Source organism: Citrobacter sp. Cm038, assembly GCF_030333105.1.
In the GTDB taxonomy this organism is placed as follows: Bacteria; Pseudomonadota; Gammaproteobacteria; order Enterobacterales; family Enterobacteriaceae; genus Citrobacter; species Citrobacter murliniae.
On sequence record NZ_JAOWGO010000019.1, the window covers coordinates 1 to 15,346 of the forward strand.

The 15,346-nt window shown below is 53.5% G+C and carries 16 protein-coding genes and 1 riboswitch; of the genes, 8 read left to right on the forward strand and 8 right to left on the reverse strand.

What is annotated here, in order from left to right; translation table 11 throughout:
- Positions 1-323: 323 nt before the first annotated feature.
- Positions 324-1,913, forward strand: a complete 1,590-nt coding sequence (gene purH, locus OGY01_RS11165; protein ID WP_225760352.1) for a bifunctional phosphoribosylaminoimidazolecarboxamide formyltransferase/IMP cyclohydrolase — start codon at positions 324-326, stop codon at positions 1,911-1,913.
- A 15-nt stretch (positions 1,914-1,928) separates the two neighbouring features.
- A complete protein-coding gene (purD, locus tag OGY01_RS11170; protein ID WP_225760351.1) occupies positions 1,929-3,218 on the forward strand; it encodes a phosphoribosylamine--glycine ligase in 1,290 nt (429 codons plus the stop codon).
- Here purD and zraR read toward each other — a convergent pair.
- On the reverse strand, positions 3,215-4,540 hold the full coding sequence (zraR, locus tag OGY01_RS11175; protein ID WP_045438396.1) for a sigma-54-dependent response regulator transcription factor ZraR: 1,326 nt from the start codon (positions 4,538-4,540) through the stop codon (positions 3,215-3,217). The genes purD and zraR overlap by 4 nt on opposite strands.
- Positions 4,537-5,931: a two-component system sensor histidine kinase ZraS gene (zraS, locus tag OGY01_RS11180; protein WP_286493113.1), complete on the reverse strand. Its 1,395-nt coding sequence runs from the start codon at positions 5,929-5,931 to the stop codon at positions 4,537-4,539. Before zraS ends, zraR begins: the two co-directional genes overlap by 4 nt.
- Positions 5,932-6,194: 263 nt before the next feature.
- Between zraS and zraP the strand changes: the two genes are divergently transcribed.
- Entirely contained in the window at positions 6,195-6,644 is a 450-nt protein-coding gene (gene zraP / locus OGY01_RS11185; RefSeq protein WP_045449394.1) for a zinc resistance sensor/chaperone ZraP, read from the forward strand.
- Positions 6,645-6,681: 37 nt separating this feature from the next.
- Here zraP and OGY01_RS11190 read toward each other — a convergent pair whose 3' ends face one another.
- From OGY01_RS11190 to nudC, 6 genes are all read right to left on the reverse strand, one after another.
- A complete protein-coding gene (locus tag OGY01_RS11190) occupies positions 6,682-7,374 on the reverse strand; it encodes a DUF1481 domain-containing protein (protein ID WP_045449391.1) in 693 nt (230 codons plus the stop codon).
- 11 nt (positions 7,375-7,385) lie between these two features.
- Complete coding sequence (hupA, locus tag OGY01_RS11195) at positions 7,386-7,658, reverse strand: nucleoid-associated protein HU-alpha (RefSeq protein WP_001044509.1); 273 nt, start codon at positions 7,656-7,658, stop codon at positions 7,386-7,388.
- A 186-nt stretch (positions 7,659-7,844) separates the two neighbouring features.
- Entirely contained in the window at positions 7,845-8,435 is a 591-nt protein-coding gene (locus tag OGY01_RS11200) for a YjaG family protein (protein ID WP_003842015.1), read from the reverse strand.
- A 33-nt stretch (positions 8,436-8,468) separates the two neighbouring features.
- Complete coding sequence (gene nfi / locus OGY01_RS11205) at positions 8,469-9,149, reverse strand: deoxyribonuclease V (RefSeq protein WP_286493115.1); 681 nt, start codon at positions 9,147-9,149, stop codon at positions 8,469-8,471.
- Positions 9,150-9,158: 9 nt separating this feature from the next.
- A complete protein-coding gene (gene hemE / locus OGY01_RS11210; protein WP_045438381.1) occupies positions 9,159-10,223 on the reverse strand; it encodes a uroporphyrinogen decarboxylase in 1,065 nt (354 codons plus the stop codon).
- 49 nt (positions 10,224-10,272) lie between these two features.
- Positions 10,273-11,046, reverse strand: coding sequence for an NAD(+) diphosphatase (gene nudC / locus OGY01_RS11215; protein WP_045438378.1), 774 nt, complete (start codon positions 11,044-11,046; stop codon positions 10,273-10,275).
- Between the two features lie 95 nt (positions 11,047-11,141).
- Between nudC and OGY01_RS11220 the strand changes: the two genes are divergently transcribed.
- The 5 genes from OGY01_RS11220 to thiS all read left to right on the forward strand — a co-directional run bounded on the left by OGY01_RS11220 (position 11,142) and on the right by thiS (position 15,346).
- Positions 11,142-11,630, forward strand: a complete 489-nt coding sequence (locus tag OGY01_RS11220) for an Rsd/AlgQ family anti-sigma factor (protein ID WP_045438375.1) — start codon at positions 11,142-11,144, stop codon at positions 11,628-11,630.
- A gap of 53 nt (positions 11,631-11,683) precedes the next feature.
- A riboswitch (TPP riboswitch) is annotated at positions 11,684-11,793 on the forward strand.
- An 87-nt stretch (positions 11,794-11,880) separates the two neighbouring features.
- Positions 11,881-13,779 carry a phosphomethylpyrimidine synthase ThiC gene (gene thiC, locus OGY01_RS11225; protein WP_048223461.1) on the forward strand — a complete coding sequence of 633 codons (1,899 nt, stop codon included), beginning with the start codon at positions 11,881-11,883 and terminating at the stop codon, positions 13,777-13,779.
- Positions 13,779-14,414 (forward strand): thiamine phosphate synthase, encoded by a 636-nt coding sequence (thiE, locus tag OGY01_RS11230; protein ID WP_048223459.1) that lies wholly within the window; start codon positions 13,779-13,781, stop codon positions 14,412-14,414. Before thiC ends, thiE begins: the two co-directional genes overlap by 1 nt.
- Complete coding sequence (gene thiF, locus OGY01_RS11235) at positions 14,407-15,165, forward strand: thiazole biosynthesis adenylyltransferase ThiF (protein ID WP_045438360.1); 759 nt, start codon at positions 14,407-14,409, stop codon at positions 15,163-15,165. The genes thiE and thiF overlap by 8 nt, the downstream gene beginning before the upstream one ends.
- Complete coding sequence (thiS, locus tag OGY01_RS11240; RefSeq protein ID WP_045438358.1) at positions 15,146-15,346, forward strand: sulfur carrier protein ThiS; 201 nt, start codon at positions 15,146-15,148, stop codon at positions 15,344-15,346. The genes thiF and thiS overlap by 20 nt, the downstream gene beginning before the upstream one ends.

The following is a 15,346-nucleotide window of genomic DNA, read 5'->3' on the forward strand; positions in this document are numbered from 1 at the left end:
AGTTCTCCGGCGCCCGCAACCCTTAAATGTCAGAAAAATGACTGACTGCTGCATTCCACAGCAAAACCCTGCCTTATACCCTTTTACACACAGAGTTATCCACAAACAGCACGATCATTTCAACGATCCTCTCCCTGTAAGTGCGATCTTTAGTTGGCAAAATAAGGGTAAATATTGAATAAGAAAAATTCGCGAGCGTTGCGCAAACGTTTTCGTTACAATGCTGCGGCAAAACAAGGATGCCCCGTAAGGGGCGTTAGCTGAGTTTTTACGCAAAAACTCAGCTAACGCTCTCTGTTATAGTCAAATCCAGGGGATTTACCATGCAACAACGTCGTCCAGTCCGCCGCGCTCTGCTCAGTGTTTCTGACAAAGCAGGTATTATCGAATTCGCTCAGGCACTTTCCGCACGCGGTGTGGAATTGCTGTCTACAGGCGGCACCGCTCGCCTGTTAGCAGAGAAAGGTCTGCCAGTGACCGAAGTTTCCGATTACACCGGCTTCCCGGAAATGATGGATGGACGTGTGAAAACCCTGCATCCAAAAGTACACGGCGGCATTCTGGGTCGTCGCGGCCAGGATGACGGGATAATGGAACAACACGGTATTGCACCTATCGATATGGTTGTCGTTAACCTGTATCCGTTCGCCGAGACCGTCGCTCGTGAAGGCTGCTCGCTGGAAGATGCTGTAGAAAACATTGATATCGGCGGCCCGACCATGGTGCGCTCTGCCGCCAAGAACCATAAAGACGTTGCTATCGTGGTAAAGAGCAACGACTACGACGCCATTATTAAAGAGATGGATGCCAACGACGGCTCACTGACTCTCAATACCCGTTTCGATCTCGCCATCAAAGCCTTCGAACACACCGCCGCTTACGACAGCATGATTGCCAACTACTTCGGCAGCATGGTTCCGGCCTATCACGGTGAAAGCAAAGAAGCCGCTGGACGCTTCCCGCGTACTCTGAACCTGAACTTCATTAAGAAGCAGGATATGCGCTACGGCGAGAACAGCCACCAGCAGGCAGCCTTCTATATAGAAGAGAATGTAAAAGAAGCTTCTGTAGCTACCGCACAACAGGTACAAGGTAAAGCGCTTTCCTATAACAACATCGCTGATACTGACGCGGCGCTGGAATGCGTAAAAGAGTTCAATGAGCCAGCCTGTGTTATCGTTAAGCACGCCAACCCGTGCGGCGTGGCAGTAAGTACTTCTATTCTCGACGCGTACGACCGCGCGTACAAAACTGACCCGACCTCCGCGTTCGGCGGCATCATTGCCTTTAACCGCGAACTGGATGCAGAAACGGCACAAGCCATCATCTCCCGTCAGTTTGTTGAAGTGATCATCGCCCCGTCCGCCACTGAAGACGCACTGAAAATCACCGCCACTAAGCAGAACGTTCGCGTCCTGACCTGTGGTCAATGGGCACAGCGTGTGCCGGGGCTGGATTTCAAACGCGTTAACGGCGGCCTGCTGGTTCAGGATCGCGACCTGGGTATGGTCACCGAAGGTGAACTGCGCGTGGTGAGCAAACGTCAGCCTACCGAACAAGAACTGCGTGATGCGTTGTTCTGCTGGAAAGTCGCGAAATTCGTCAAGTCTAACGCCATTGTCTACGCCAAAGAGAACATGACCATCGGCATAGGTGCAGGTCAGATGAGCCGTGTTTACTCTGCGAAGATCGCCGGGATTAAAGCTGCCGACGAAGGACTGGAAGTAAAAGGCTCCGCGATGGCATCTGACGCCTTCTTCCCGTTCCGTGATGGTATTGATGCCGCTGCCGCCGTTGGTGTGAGCTGTGTGATCCAGCCAGGCGGCTCCATCCGTGATGATGAGGTAATTGCTGCCGCCGATGAACACGGCATTGCAATGATCTTTACCGATATGCGCCATTTCCGCCATTAATCCACGGAGCAGACGATGAAAGTATTAGTTATTGGCAACGGTGGACGTGAGCACGCCCTGGCCTGGAAAGCTGCACAATCTCCATTGGTTAATACCGTTTTTGTTGCACCGGGCAATGCGGGTACCGCGCTAGAGCCCACACTGCAAAACGTAGCGATCAATGTTACCGATATTTCAGCTTTGCTGAGCTTCGCCCAGAACGAGAAAATTGATCTGACTATCGTTGGCCCGGAAGCGCCGCTGGTGATTGGCGTTGTCGATGCTTTCCGTGCTGCTGGTCTGAAGATCTTTGGCCCGACCGAAGGTGCCGCGCAGCTTGAAGGCTCCAAAGCGTTCACTAAAGATTTCCTCGCCCGTCATCACATCCCGACGGCGGAGTACCAGAACTTCACCGAAATCGAGCCTGCACTGGCGTATCTGCGTGAGAAAGGCGCACCGATTGTCATCAAGGCCGACGGTCTGGCTGCCGGTAAAGGCGTTATCGTGGCGATGACGCTGGAGGAAGCTGAAGCCGCTGTGCACGATATGCTGGCAGGCAACGCTTTTGGCGATGCCGGTCACCGCATCGTAATCGAGGAGTTTCTTGACGGTGAAGAAGCGAGCTTTATCGTGATGGTTGACGGTGAGCACGTACTACCGATGGCTACCAGCCAGGACCACAAACGCGTAGGCAATGGCGATACTGGCCCGAACACTGGCGGTATGGGGGCTTACTCTCCGGCCCCGGTAGTGACTGACGAGGTTCACCAGCGCACGATGGAACGGATCATCTGGCCGACTGTGAAAGGGATGGCGGCGGAAGGTAACACCTACACCGGTTTCCTGTACGCCGGTCTGATGATCGACAAACAAGGCAACCCGAAAGTTATCGAGTTCAACTGCCGCTTTGGCGACCCGGAAACTCAGCCGATCATGTTGCGCATGAAATCAGACCTGGTTGACCTGTGCCTCGCCGCCTGCGACGGTAAACTGGATGAGAAAACCTCCGAGTGGGACGAGCGTGCATCTCTGGGCGTGGTTATTGCTGCAGGCGGTTATCCTGGCAACTACAATACCGGGGATGAGATCCACGGCCTGCCGCTGGAGGAAATTGAAGGCGGTAAAGTATTCCATGCGGGCACGAAACTGTCTGATGACGATCGCGTGCTGACCAACGGTGGTCGCGTCCTGTGTGCCACCGCACTGGGGTATACCGTGGCCGAAGCGCAGAAACGCGCTTACGCCTTAATGACCGATATCCACTGGGATGGCAGCTTTAGCCGTAACGACATTGGCTGGCGCGCTATCGAGCGTGAGCAACGCTAACGCGAAATTTTCGCCAACAGCGTTTTACGCGTGATCCCTAACTGACGGGCGGCTTCAGTTTTGTTGCCGCCCGTTTTTTCCAGCGCCGCCAGAATAACCTCTTTTTCGACATCCACCAGCGGTTGAATCTCCAGACTGCTTTCTGCTTTTATCGGCGTCGCGGCAATTGCCATCGGCAGCTCACGCTCAGAGATATATTCCCCCGTCAGCAGAACCACTGCCCGTTCAATGGCGTTTTCCAGCTCACGAATATTCCCCGGCCAGTCATAGTGGATCAGCAGATCCATTGCCTGTGGGGTAAAGCCTTTCACCGCTTTGCGGTTACGCTGCGCAAAATGCTGCAAAAAATGTTCCGCCAGCAACGGAATATCTTCCCTACGCTGACGAAGCGCGGGCATTTCAATGGTGACCACATTCAGCCGGTAGTAGAGATCCTGACGAAAACGCCCGGCATTGACCTCTTGTGCTAAATCGCGGTGCGTCGCAGCTATCAGCCGGACATCGACAGCAAGAGTCTGGTTGCTGCCCACACGTTGAACTTCGCGTTCCTGAATCGCCCGTAGCAGACGCACCTGCATCAGCGGTGAAATATCGCCAATTTCATCGAGAAATAACGTGCCACCGTCGGCTTCCACAAAGCGACCTTCCCGCCGTTTGTCGGCCCCCGTAAACGCCCCTTTTTCATGACCAAACAGTTCAGACTCCAGCAGGGATTCATTGAGTGCCGCGCAGTTCAGCGTCACCAGCGGTTTATTACAACGTGCGCTACTGGCATGCAGCGCACGGGCAACCAATTCTTTCCCCGTCCCGGAGTCTCCATGAATGAGCACTGTGGCATCCGACGGTGCCACCATCGCAATCTCATTAAGCAGTTGCTGCATCACCGGACTTCTGCCAATCATGCCAAACTGCGAAGCCGGAGCCGAAAGCGATTCAACGGTGGTATCCCGCGTATGCGCCAGCGACTTTTCCAGCGTCTCCTGCAGTCGGTCAAAGTCCAATGGCTTAATTAAATAGTCCAGCGCCCCGGCTTTGAGTGCTTCCACCGCCGTTTCGACGCTGGAAAATGCGGTCATAATCAAAATAGGTATCGCCGGATTCAGGACTTTTATCTCTTTCAGCGTTTCGATGCCATCCATCTCTGCCATACGCACATCGCACAGCACCAGATCAAAAACGTGTTCACGCACCTGCTCCAGCGCCTCCCGGCCACTATAGGCCAGTGATACGTTATAGCCCCAGCCGCGAAGCAGCGCCTGTAAAATCGTGCAGTGACTAATGTCATCATCCACAACCAGAATATCGATTTGTCCGTGAGTCATCCTTGTCTGTCCTGTTGTTTCGCTTTGATCGGCAGCCAGAGAGTAAAGACCGCGCCTTTGCCCTCAATACTTGTCACCTGAATGGTTCCGCCGTGCTGTTCAATGATGTTTTGCACCACCGCCAGCCCCAGACCAGTACCGTCGGCTTTCGTCGTGAAATAAGGCGTAAAAATGGCCTCCAGCTGTTCGGGCGCAATACCCTTTCCGCTATCAGTCACCACAATTTTAACCCGATCGGCACTACTTTCACTCACCTCAACCGTAATCGTACCCTGATGGCCAATGGCATGAATGGCGTTCAGGTACAGATTCAGCAGGACCTGCGTAAGCCGATCAGGATCGGCCTGAATAGCCGGTAAAGAGGTGTCTGCTGTAAACTGCAGCAGGATTTCCCGACTCTGGGCATCCTGGCTGACAAGATGCAGGGAGTGGTTGATGACCTCATTAAGATCCACCTTTTGCAGCGTCAGATGAGCAGGCTTCACCAGCTCCAGCAGTTCACTCACCACCCGGTTTAAACGGTCTGCCTCTTTCGCCATCACTTGTGCCAGTTCATGCGACTCACCACCCGCTGGCGTACGTTCGGCAAAATACTTCGCTAATCCTTTGATGGAAGACAGTGGGTTACGAATTTCATGCGCTACCCCTGCCGCCAGATGTCCGAGCGCCATCAATTTTTCTTTGCGCTTCATCGCATCCTGCAATTCTTTATACGAACGCTGATAGCGCTGATACCAGAAAAATGTCAGCACAGTTGCCAGCAGCACGGCCGCCAGCGCAGAAAGGACAATCAGTGTATTACGCCACTCTCTGGCCTGCGTTGCCGCCAGATCGCTGGCATCAAAGGCGATAAAAATGGTTTGCTCAGGCGTATTACTGTGCTCGTCATTACCGTCACAGCGCGCCATGCCGTGTCTTCCTGGACCATACATCAGCTGGAACTGGCGATAAATTTCCAGTACCGGCATTTTTTCGCCGTCATCGACCGGTATATCGATACGCCGCCAGCGTTCCTGTTCCCCAGAATTTAGCTCTCGCAGCACATCTGGCGAATAGAGTGTTTTGCCAACCATCGCGGAATTACTGTGCGTGATGATGGTGCCATGCGTGTCTACGACAGCAAACCATAGCACCCCCGGTTGCACCGCCATTTCCTCCAGCAACGTTTGTTGCTGAGCATGATGCATACGCATTCCCATTCCCACACGCGTACCAGACTCAAGGGCGCGGATCAGCACACTCCCTTTTTCCAGTAACGTTTGCCGGGCGGCGTCGCTTTCCCGACCATAGTCCCGAATGGTCATAATAGAAAACCAGCCGACCAATATCAGGATTGCCGCCGGCAATAGTCTGCTCAGCCACTTTGCCGCCGTATCCTTATATAAACGCATACGTTCTCCCTTTCACCATCGTTACCTTGCTTCGTTTCAGGTATACAGCAGAAATCATGCCATTTTTTCTCCCTGATAACCCAGCCCTTTGGCACAAACAATTGAAAGTAGTGGGTAAAAATGACCCACCGGGACGTTCCGACGAGTCATTTTTACTCACTTCCAGCGGGCAAATATCTGAACGGCACCCGTAGCGTGGGGATCCGCAGGCTGGCACGGAAGATGCAATAGAGAAAATAAGATAACCAACAGGAGAACAAATGATGAAACGGAATAACAAAATGGGTCTGGCGCTGCTCGCGCTCTCTCTTATGGCTTTGGGCTCCACCTCAGCGTTAGCACAACATCACTGGGGCAATGGTAATGGGATGTCGCAACAGGGCGGAATTCCAATGACCACTGAACAGCAGACTGCCGCCCAAAAAATATATGACGATTACTACACGCAGACCAGCGCATTACGCCAACAGCTGGTTTCCAAACGTTACGAATACAATGCGTTGTTAACCGCCAGCTCGCCGGATACTGCAAAAATTAATGCAGTGGCAAAAGAGATGGAGTCTCTGAATCAGTCACTCGACGAGCAGCGTGTTAAGCGGGATGTCGCGATGGCGCAGGCGGGTGTACCTCGCGCAGCCGGAATGGGTTACGGCGGATGTGGTGGTGGCGGTAACCATCGCGGCGGTGGTCATATGGGAATGGGTCACTGGTAAGCGTAGTCTGCCGAATGACGGCTTACGGTCCAGGTTTTCAGAAGGTCTTGGCTTTAGGTTGCCAGTGACAAAAATCCTCATTGGCGACCAGCAATAGCTGAGATCCTTCTGGCGCTTCCAGCCAGGCAACGCTTACATCTACCGATGAATGGCTCTGGCGGCGCTCAATATGGTTTATTGCCCATGAATCTAAGTCGGGCTTAATTGTCTCGCCCTCGCAGGTGGTGACCGTGTTATTCGCATGCCAGCGTCCCTGACGTAATACAACACGCCCCTGACGCAACGCGTCGCTAGTCTGGCGGATTTGATCGGCACGGTAGCGGTAGAGCGCTATTTGATCGCTGGAAAGCTGCTGCTTTTGCCCGTCAACTTCACGCTGCATGAAACTCAGCTCGCCCCGGTCATCGAAGCGTATGCGAATATGCTCCGGCGGCTTGCTGTATACATTAAGTTCTATCAGAGAGAGCGAATCACCCTGCCAGCGGTATTCACTGGTAGTGGTCTCGCCTTTACGCCACGGACTAAATACCGAGAGCAAGTGAACATCGTCACTGGAATCTTTACGCCAGACGCGCACCGCCCCCTGATCGCCAACATAGCCGCTGGCCGTGAACGGAGGAAGTTCAGAATGGCGACTGCAGGCTGACAGCAACAGAACACCTGAAAGCCAAAGCGTATGACGCCAGATGGACAAAAGGGGCGAAACCGCCCCTTCGTTAAAACTGTTCACTGCCACGCGAATTACTTAACCGCGTCTTTCAGTGCTTTACCAGAAACAAATGCCGGTACGTTAGCTGCGGCGATTTTGATTTCTTTACCGGTCTGCGGGTTGCGGCCAGTGCGCTCAGCGCGGTGGTTCACTTTGAAGGTACCGAAACCAACCAGTTGTACAGCATCGCCTTCTTTCAGAGACTCAGTAATAGCAGCCAGAGTGGATTCCAGAGCAGCTTTAGCCTGGGTTTTAGACAGTTCTGCTTTGTCTGCAATTACATCAATCAGTTGAGTCTTGTTCATAAGTTATCCTTACAATGTGTTTATCGCTTGCTAAGCATCGAGTGCGACGGAAATGCCAAAAAAGCACTCTCCTGCATACACGCACCGATAGCCACTTTTTTTCGCCCCCCAAATGTAGACCAGACCGGGGGCGGATGGGAAGCCTTCAGGCACGACAAATCAGGCGTTAAATCACGTTTTGTTGTGTCATTGCTGAAAATTTATACCAATATTGCTCTCGCCAGCCTCGCGCAGGTCTGCACGCAGCCCTTTTATCAGTTCAATATCGCGTTCTTCACAGTCGGCCAAAAGTCGGAATATTTCCCACTGAATATCCCATTCTTGTTCAACGGCAGGGTTTTCTTTCAGCTCTTCATCGGTCATTTCGCGACCAGCCTGAGTCATTTCCAGCATCGCGACCGTCGTGATCGAAGCTTTACTGACTTCAATCGCGTGCTCGAGAGTTTCACCACTCAAACGTGAGTGCATCAATTCACTTAATGCCACGCAAGCATCAATTGCCGGATAAACGCCGTACAGATCGTAATCATCTGCCGACGGGATAGCCTCTTCAAACTTCTCCAGTTGGCTGTCAAAGTTGATTTTTGCATCTTTGACCGTCAGCGCTTCCCAAATCAAATCCAGAATTCGGCGGTAAATTTGCCCATCGCCAAACTCAGTTTGCTTACAGAACATGGCGTAGTTTGGGTACATGCGCTCGCACAGGCATGCCATAAAAGTGACGTGCTGCCAGCTTTCCAGCTTCTCCAGGCGCAAATGAATCGGATTTTGTAACATGTTGAGTTCTCAAATACGGAAATTAGCGGCAGTTTACCCGATATGGGGTGTTTTTGCTGCAAGCCGCGAAAATGCCGGGCGTTCCGATGCTACCGCATCCGCCCAGCGAGTCGGTTCCGGCAGACGATAGCCGTTCATACAGCGCTGCACCCACGCCAATGCGCTGTCCATGCTCACGCGATGACCAGTAGAGATAAACAGTGGATTACAGCGTGCTTTGCTACGCCAGACCCATGCCAGCTGCTCACCGTTATCCAGTAGCGGAAATAAGGCACCAGGTTCAGCGGCAAGCGGTTCAAATTTACCGCACAGTCGCTTTTTCGCCACACCAATTGTCGGCACATCCACCAGCAGACCAAAATGGCTGGCGACACCCAGACGGCGAGGATGGGAAATCCCGTGTCCGTCCACAAACAGCAGATCCGGCTTTTGTGATAAAAGCTGCCACGCCGCCATTAGTGCGGGAGTTTCACGAAAAGAGAGAAAACCGGGGATATACGGCATGGTGGTGGCGATACGCGCCACCTTGTATTCAACCAGCTCAAGCGTGGGGTATTTCAGCAAGACCATCGCGGCTCGCGTCACTTCACCGCCCTGCTCAAACCCAACATCCGCCCCACCGATCAGATCCGGCGGATCGTTCTCAAGGCGATCCTCCCGGATCACCGAAGAAGCCAGTTCAAGCTGTTTTGCGCGCAGCGACGCGAGATCCATGCTGATTCCTTAGCGGTGGTACTGTTCGGACAAGCGATGCACCGCCTCCACGAAGACACCCGCATGCTCTGGCGGCACGTCCTGGTGAATACCGTGACCAAGGTTAAAGACGTGCCCTTCGCCCTGACCAAACCCAGCGAGAATGGTCGCCACCTCTTCTTCGATACGAGCTGGCGGCGCATAAAGCATGGACGGGTCCATATTGCCCTGCAGCGCCACGTTATGACCAACACGACGACGCGCATCAGCAATATCCGTCGTCCAGTCGAGACCTAATGCATCACAACCGGTTTCCGCCATCGCTTCCAGCCACTGTCCACCGCCTTTAGTGAACAGCGTTACCGGCACGCGGCGACCTTCGTTTTCACGCAGCAAGCCATCAACAATTTTGTGCATGTAGTAGAGAGAGAACTGCTGATAATCACGCCCGGTCAACACACCGCCCCAGGTGTCGAAGATCATCACCGACTGCGCACCCGCTTTGATCTGTGCGTTCAGGTACAAGGTGACGCTTTTCGCCAACTTATCAAGCAGCAGATGCAGAGCCTTAGGGTCGGCGTACATCATCTTTTTAATCACGGTGAAGGCTTTGCTGCTGCCGCCCTCTACCATATAGGTTGCCAGCGTCCACGGGCTACCGGAGAAGCCGATCAGCGGCACTTCGCCCTTCAGTTCACGGCGAATAGTACGTACCGCATTCATAACGTATCCCAATTCACCTTCAGGATCCGGAATCGGCAATTTATCAACATCGGCTTTACAGGTAATTGGCGAGGTAAAACGTGGACCTTCACCGGCTTCAAAATGGAGACCAAGCCCCATTGCATCCGGAATAGTCAGAATGTCCGAAAAGAGGATCGCCGCATCGAGTTTATATCTGCGCAACGGCTGTAGCGTCACTTCACATGCCAGCTCGGCATTTTTGCACAGCGACATAAAATCGCCCGCCTGTGCTCGGGTGGCTTTGTACTCCGGCAAATAGCGGCCCGCCTGGCGCATCATCCATACTGGAGTGACATCAACGGGCTGGCGCAGCAGCGCACGCAGGTAACGATCGTTCTTCAGTTCGGTCATTTTTATATTCCTTATAGCGTCAGACCGCCAGTGTATCACTACTCGAAGTTTACTCGTACTCGGCCCGACACATCGCGACGGTATCTTCGATCAGTCGACGCGCAACGGTTCCCGGCGGGGGAAGAAGCGGTAAATCATCGTAGCGATACCAGTTCGCTTCCAACAGCTCTTTCGGGTCGATTACAATCTCGCCACTGTCGTACTCTGCCATAAATGCGGTCATCAACGACTGCGGAAACGGCCACGGTTGGGAGGTGACGTAGCGCAGGTTCTTCACCTTGATACCGCTCTCTTCCATCACTTCACGTGCTACCGCCTGTTCTAATGTTTCCCCCACTTCGACAAAACCCGCCAGCACGGTATGCACGCCATTGCGATGGCGAACATGTTGGGCAAGAAGAAGGCTGTCATCACGGCGGATAGCAACGATAATGCAGGGCGCAATTTGCGGGTAGTAGCGTTCACGGCAGTGGCTGCACAACATCGCCCATTCGGTTTTACTCGGGTACATAGCATGGCCGCAGTAACCGCAGAATTTGTGCGAGCGATAGAACTCCGCCAGTTGCACACCACGTCCGGCCAGTTGAAACAAGCCTACATCCTGATCGATAACCTGACGTACAGAGCCCATATCATGCCGTCGCTGCTGCTGCACCAGCCAGACCGTATCCCCTTCCCATTCGCCGATCGGCAGTGCGCGCTGTCCTACAAGATCAAAATTTGCCGCTTCACCATATGGCAGCTCTCCGCGAGGTAGCCAAATTTTTTGCTCATGGCTGACAATCCACCAGCCGCTGTCTAATTTTTCAATTATACGATCCATATCTCTTGCGCAACCTTTGCTTCACAGGCATGTTGTTTACATTATTTTTACATTTATGGGCGAGCAGTTCTTAAACATCACTTGCGGAGTCAATCATGCTAAACCAGCTGGAAAGCCTGACGGAGCACGTCGGAGGAAGTAATAAACTGGTTGATCGCTGGCTACATGTACGTAAGCACCTGCTCGTGGCTTACTACAATCTGGTTGGCATTAAGCCTGGCAAAGAATCGTACATGCGGCTCAATGAAAAAGCGCTGGATGATTTTTGTCAAAGCCTGGTCGATTACCTATCCACCGGACACTTCAGTATTTATGAACGTATTCTCCATAAATTGGAAGGGAACGGGCAGCTTTTAAAAGCAACAAAAATTTGGCCATCACTGGAAGCCAATACGCAGTTGATCATGGACTATTATGATTCCAGCCTGGAAACCGCGATTGATCATGACAACTTCCTTGAATTTCAAAAGGCTTTGTCCGATCTTGGCGAGGCACTGGAAGCCCGGTTTGTGCTGGAAGATAAGCTGATTATGCTGGTGTTTGACGCGATGCATGACAATGCCATGATCAAACGTCCTGCTTGAGATCTGCAGCATTAACGAGTAGTTTACATTCATTACCTCTAATCATCAGAGGTTGCTTCTTGTCGGAGTGCCTTACGTGAAAGCGTAGGCTGAGACCGTTAATTCGGGATCCGCGGAACCTGATCAGGCTAATACCTGCGAAGGGAACAAGAGTAATTCAGCTTTATGCTGCTGCCTTCACGGGCGGCGTGCATCCGTTACTCAATCCGTCGTCTGACAAGCCATATCCTTACTTTTTTTGGAATGAGCTATGTCTGCCACTACTAAACCATCACGTCGCGAACAGCGCGCCCAGGCCCAACACTTTATCGATACCCTGGAAGGAACCGCCTTTCCTAACTCGAAACGCATCTACATAACCGGTTCGCAGCCGGATATCCGTATTCCGATGCGTGAAATCCAGCTTAGTCCGACGCTGACCGGCGGTTCGAAAGACAATCCGCAGTTTGAAGATAACGAAGCTGTACCGGTGTACGATACCTCCGGCCCGTACGGCGATCCGGATGTGGCGATTAATGTCCAGAAGGGGCTGGCAAAGCTGCGCCAGCCATGGATTGCAGCACGTAACGACAGCGAAGAGCTTAATGACCGCAGCTCGGCGTACACCAAACAACGTCTGGCCGATGATGGCCTTGACGAGTTACGCTTCACAGGCCTGCTGACGCCAAAGCGCGCCAAAGCCGGTAAGCGCGTCACGCAACTGCACTACGCCCGTCAAGGGATCGTCACCCCTGAGATGGAGTTTATCGCTATCCGCGAAAACATGGGCCGCGAGCGTATTCGTAGTGAAGTCTTACGCCACCAGCACCCGGGGATGAGCTTTGGCGCACGCCTGCCAGAAAATATCACGCCGGAATTTGTGCGTGATGAAGTCGCCGCCGGACGCGCCATCATACCTGCCAACATCAACCACCCGGAATCGGAACCGATGATTATCGGCCGCAATTTTCTGGTGAAGGTCAACGCCAATATCGGCAACTCAGCGGTCACCTCTTCCATCGAAGAAGAGGTCGAAAAACTGGTGTGGTCTACACGCTGGGGGGCGGATACGGTGATGGACCTTTCTACAGGTCGCTATATTCACGAAACTCGCGAATGGATCCTGCGTAACAGCCCGGTACCAATCGGTACCGTACCGATCTACCAGGCGCTGGAGAAGGTCAACGGGATCGCCGAAGATCTGACCTGGGAAGCGTTCCGCGACACACTGCTGGAGCAGGCAGAACAGGGCGTCGACTACTTCACCATCCACGCAGGCGTGCTGCTGCGCTACGTACCAATGACGGCCAAACGCCTGACCGGGATTGTCTCGCGCGGCGGTTCAATTATGGCGAAATGGTGTCTTTCGCATCACAAAGAGAACTTCCTGTTTGAGCACTTCCGTGAAATCTGCGAAATCTGCGCGGCCTATGATGTTTCCCTGTCATTGGGCGATGGCCTGCGTCCTGGCTCCATTCAAGATGCCAACGATGAAGCGCAGTTCTCCGAGCTACATACGCTGGGCGAGCTGACTAAAATCGCCTGGGAATATGACGTTCAGGTGATGATTGAAGGCCCGGGCCATGTACCGATGCAGATGATCCAACGCAATATGACCGAAGAGCTTGAACACTGCCATGAAGCGCCGTTCTACACCTTAGGACCGTTGACCACCGATATCGCGCCAGGTTATGACCACTTCACCTCCGGCATTGGCGCCGCGATGATTGGCTGGTTCGGATGTGCGATGCTCTGTTACGTCACGCCGAAGGAGCATCTCGGCCTGCCGAACAAAGAGGATGTAAAACAGGGGCTGATCACCTACAAGATTGCCGCGCACGCCGCTGATTTAGCCAAAGGCCATCCTGGCGCGCAAATCCGCGATAACGCCATGTCGAAAGCACGCTTTGAATTCCGCTGGGAAGACCAGTTTAATCTGGCGCTCGACCCATTCACCGCCCGCGCCTATCACGATGAAACCCTGCCGCAGGAGTCAGGCAAAGTCGCCCACTTCTGCTCGATGTGCGGACCGAAATTCTGCTCAATGAAAATCAGCCAGGAAGTTCGCGACTACGCCGCCGCACAAACCATTGAAGTCGGCATGGCCGATATGTCAGAAAACTTCCGCGCCAAAGGTGGCGAAATCTACCTGAAAAAGGAGGAAGCGTGATGTATCAGCCTGATTTTCCTACGGTGCCTTTTCGTCTCGGCCTTTACCCGGTCGTCGACAGCGTGTTGTGGATTGAGCGTCTGCTGGAAGCAGGCGTGCGCACGATCCAACTGCGCATTAAAGACAAGCGAGATGGAGAAGTTGAAGCCGACGTGGTTGCCGCCATTGCGCTGGGGCGGCGCTACAACGCCCGGCTGTTTATCAACGACTACTGGCGACTGGCAGTAAAACACCAGGCTTACGGCGTGCATCTGGGACAGGAAGACCTCGAAACCACCGACCTGAAGGCTATTCAGGCTGCAGGTTTGCGCCTTGGTGTGTCGACCCACGATGATATGGAGATCGACGTGGCGCTCGCCGCTCGCCCGTCTTACATCGCACTAGGACATGTCTTTCCGACGCAAACCAAACAGATGCCATCTGCCCCACAGGGGCTGGCACAACTGACGAACCATATTAAGCGGCTGGCTGATTACCCCACCGTCGCTATCGGCGGAATAAGCCTTGAACGAGCGCCAGCAGTGCTGGCTACCGGTGTCGGTAGTATTGCCGTGGTTAGTGCAATCACTCAGGCCGCAAACTGGCGTACTGCCACGACCCAACTGCTCGGAATCGCGGGAGTCGGCAATGAATGATCGTGATTTTATGCGCTACAGCCGCCAAATATTACTGGGCGATATTGCCATTGAGGGCCAGCAAAAGCTCAACGCAAGCCACGTGCTGATTATCGGTTTAGGCGGATTAGGTTCACCCGCAGCGCTGTATCTGGCGGGTGCGGGCGTAGGAACACTGGTACTGGTTGACGATGACGATGTGCATCTGAGCAACCTGCAACGCCAGATCCTGTTCACTACCGATGATATCGCCCGGTCAAAATCGCAGGCTGCGCAGCAACGACTGACGCGGCTCAACCCGGATATCGAACTGGTAGCATTACAGCAGCGTCTGACGGGCGATGCCCTCAGACATGCCGTTGCACATGCCGACGTGGTGCTCGACTGTACCGATAACATGGCGACCCGCCAGGAGATCAACGCCGCCTGCGTGGCGCTGAATACGCCTCTCATCACCGCCAGCGCGGTCGGTTTTGGCGGTCAGTTAATGGTACTCACGCCCCCCTGGGAACAGGGCTGTTACCGCTGCCTGTGGCCAGATGATGTGGAACCGGAACGTAATTGTCGCACTGCGGGCATTGTCGGTCCGGTCGTCGGAATAATGGGAACGTTGCAGGCACTGGAAGCCATCAAATTGCTGAGCGGCATTGAAACACCCACAGGTGAATTACGCCTGTTTGACGGTAAAACCAGCCAGTGGCGCAGCCTGGCGCTGCGTCGTGCCAGCGGTTGTCAGGTATGTGGGGGGCAACATGCAGATCCTGTTCAATGATGAACCTATACAGTGTATCGAGGGACAAAACGTCAGCAACCTACTGGTTCAGCTTAATCAGCTTAAACCCGGTACAGCGCTGGCGCTGAATCAACAGATCCTGCCGCGCGAGCGGTGGGAGCAGCAAATCGTGCAGGAAGGCGACCAGATCCTGCTTTTTCAGGTTATAGCAGGGGGTTGA

Bases quoted from the DNA above. Each gene is read 5' to 3' on its own strand.
- thiE (WP_048223459.1), top strand. From the start codon at position 13,779: ATGTATCAGCCTGATTTTCCTACGGTGCCTTTTCGTCTCGGCCTTTAC.
- hemE (WP_045438381.1), bottom strand. From the start codon at position 10,223: ATGACCGAACTGAAGAACGATCGTTACCTGCGTGCGCTGCTGCGCCAG.
- thiS (WP_045438358.1), top strand. From the start codon at position 15,146: ATGCAGATCCTGTTCAATGATGAACCTATACAGTGTATCGAGGGACAA.
- OGY01_RS11220 (WP_045438375.1), top strand. From the start codon at position 11,142: ATGCTAAACCAGCTGGAAAGCCTGACGGAGCACGTCGGAGGAAGTAAT.
- zraP (WP_045449394.1), top strand. From the start codon at position 6,195: ATGAAACGGAATAACAAAATGGGTCTGGCGCTGCTCGCGCTCTCTCTT.
- zraR (WP_045438396.1), bottom strand. From the start codon at position 4,540: ATGACTCACGGACAAATCGATATTCTGGTTGTGGATGATGACATTAGT.
- thiC (WP_048223461.1), top strand. From the start codon at position 11,881: ATGTCTGCCACTACTAAACCATCACGTCGCGAACAGCGCGCCCAGGCC.
- OGY01_RS11200 (WP_003842015.1), bottom strand. From the start codon at position 8,435: ATGTTACAAAATCCGATTCATTTGCGCCTGGAGAAGCTGGAAAGCTGG.
- hupA (WP_001044509.1), bottom strand. From the start codon at position 7,658: ATGAACAAGACTCAACTGATTGATGTAATTGCAGACAAAGCAGAACTG.
- purH (WP_225760352.1), top strand. From the start codon at position 324: ATGCAACAACGTCGTCCAGTCCGCCGCGCTCTGCTCAGTGTTTCTGAC.
- nudC (WP_045438378.1), bottom strand. From the start codon at position 11,046: ATGGATCGTATAATTGAAAAATTAGACAGCGGCTGGTGGATTGTCAGC.
- purD (WP_225760351.1), top strand. From the start codon at position 1,929: ATGAAAGTATTAGTTATTGGCAACGGTGGACGTGAGCACGCCCTGGCC.
- nfi (WP_286493115.1), bottom strand. From the start codon at position 9,149: ATGGATCTCGCGTCGCTGCGCGCAAAACAGCTTGAACTGGCTTCTTCG.
- zraS (WP_286493113.1), bottom strand. From the start codon at position 5,931: ATGCGTTTATATAAGGATACGGCGGCAAAGTGGCTGAGCAGACTATTG.
- thiF (WP_045438360.1), top strand. From the start codon at position 14,407: ATGAATGATCGTGATTTTATGCGCTACAGCCGCCAAATATTACTGGGC.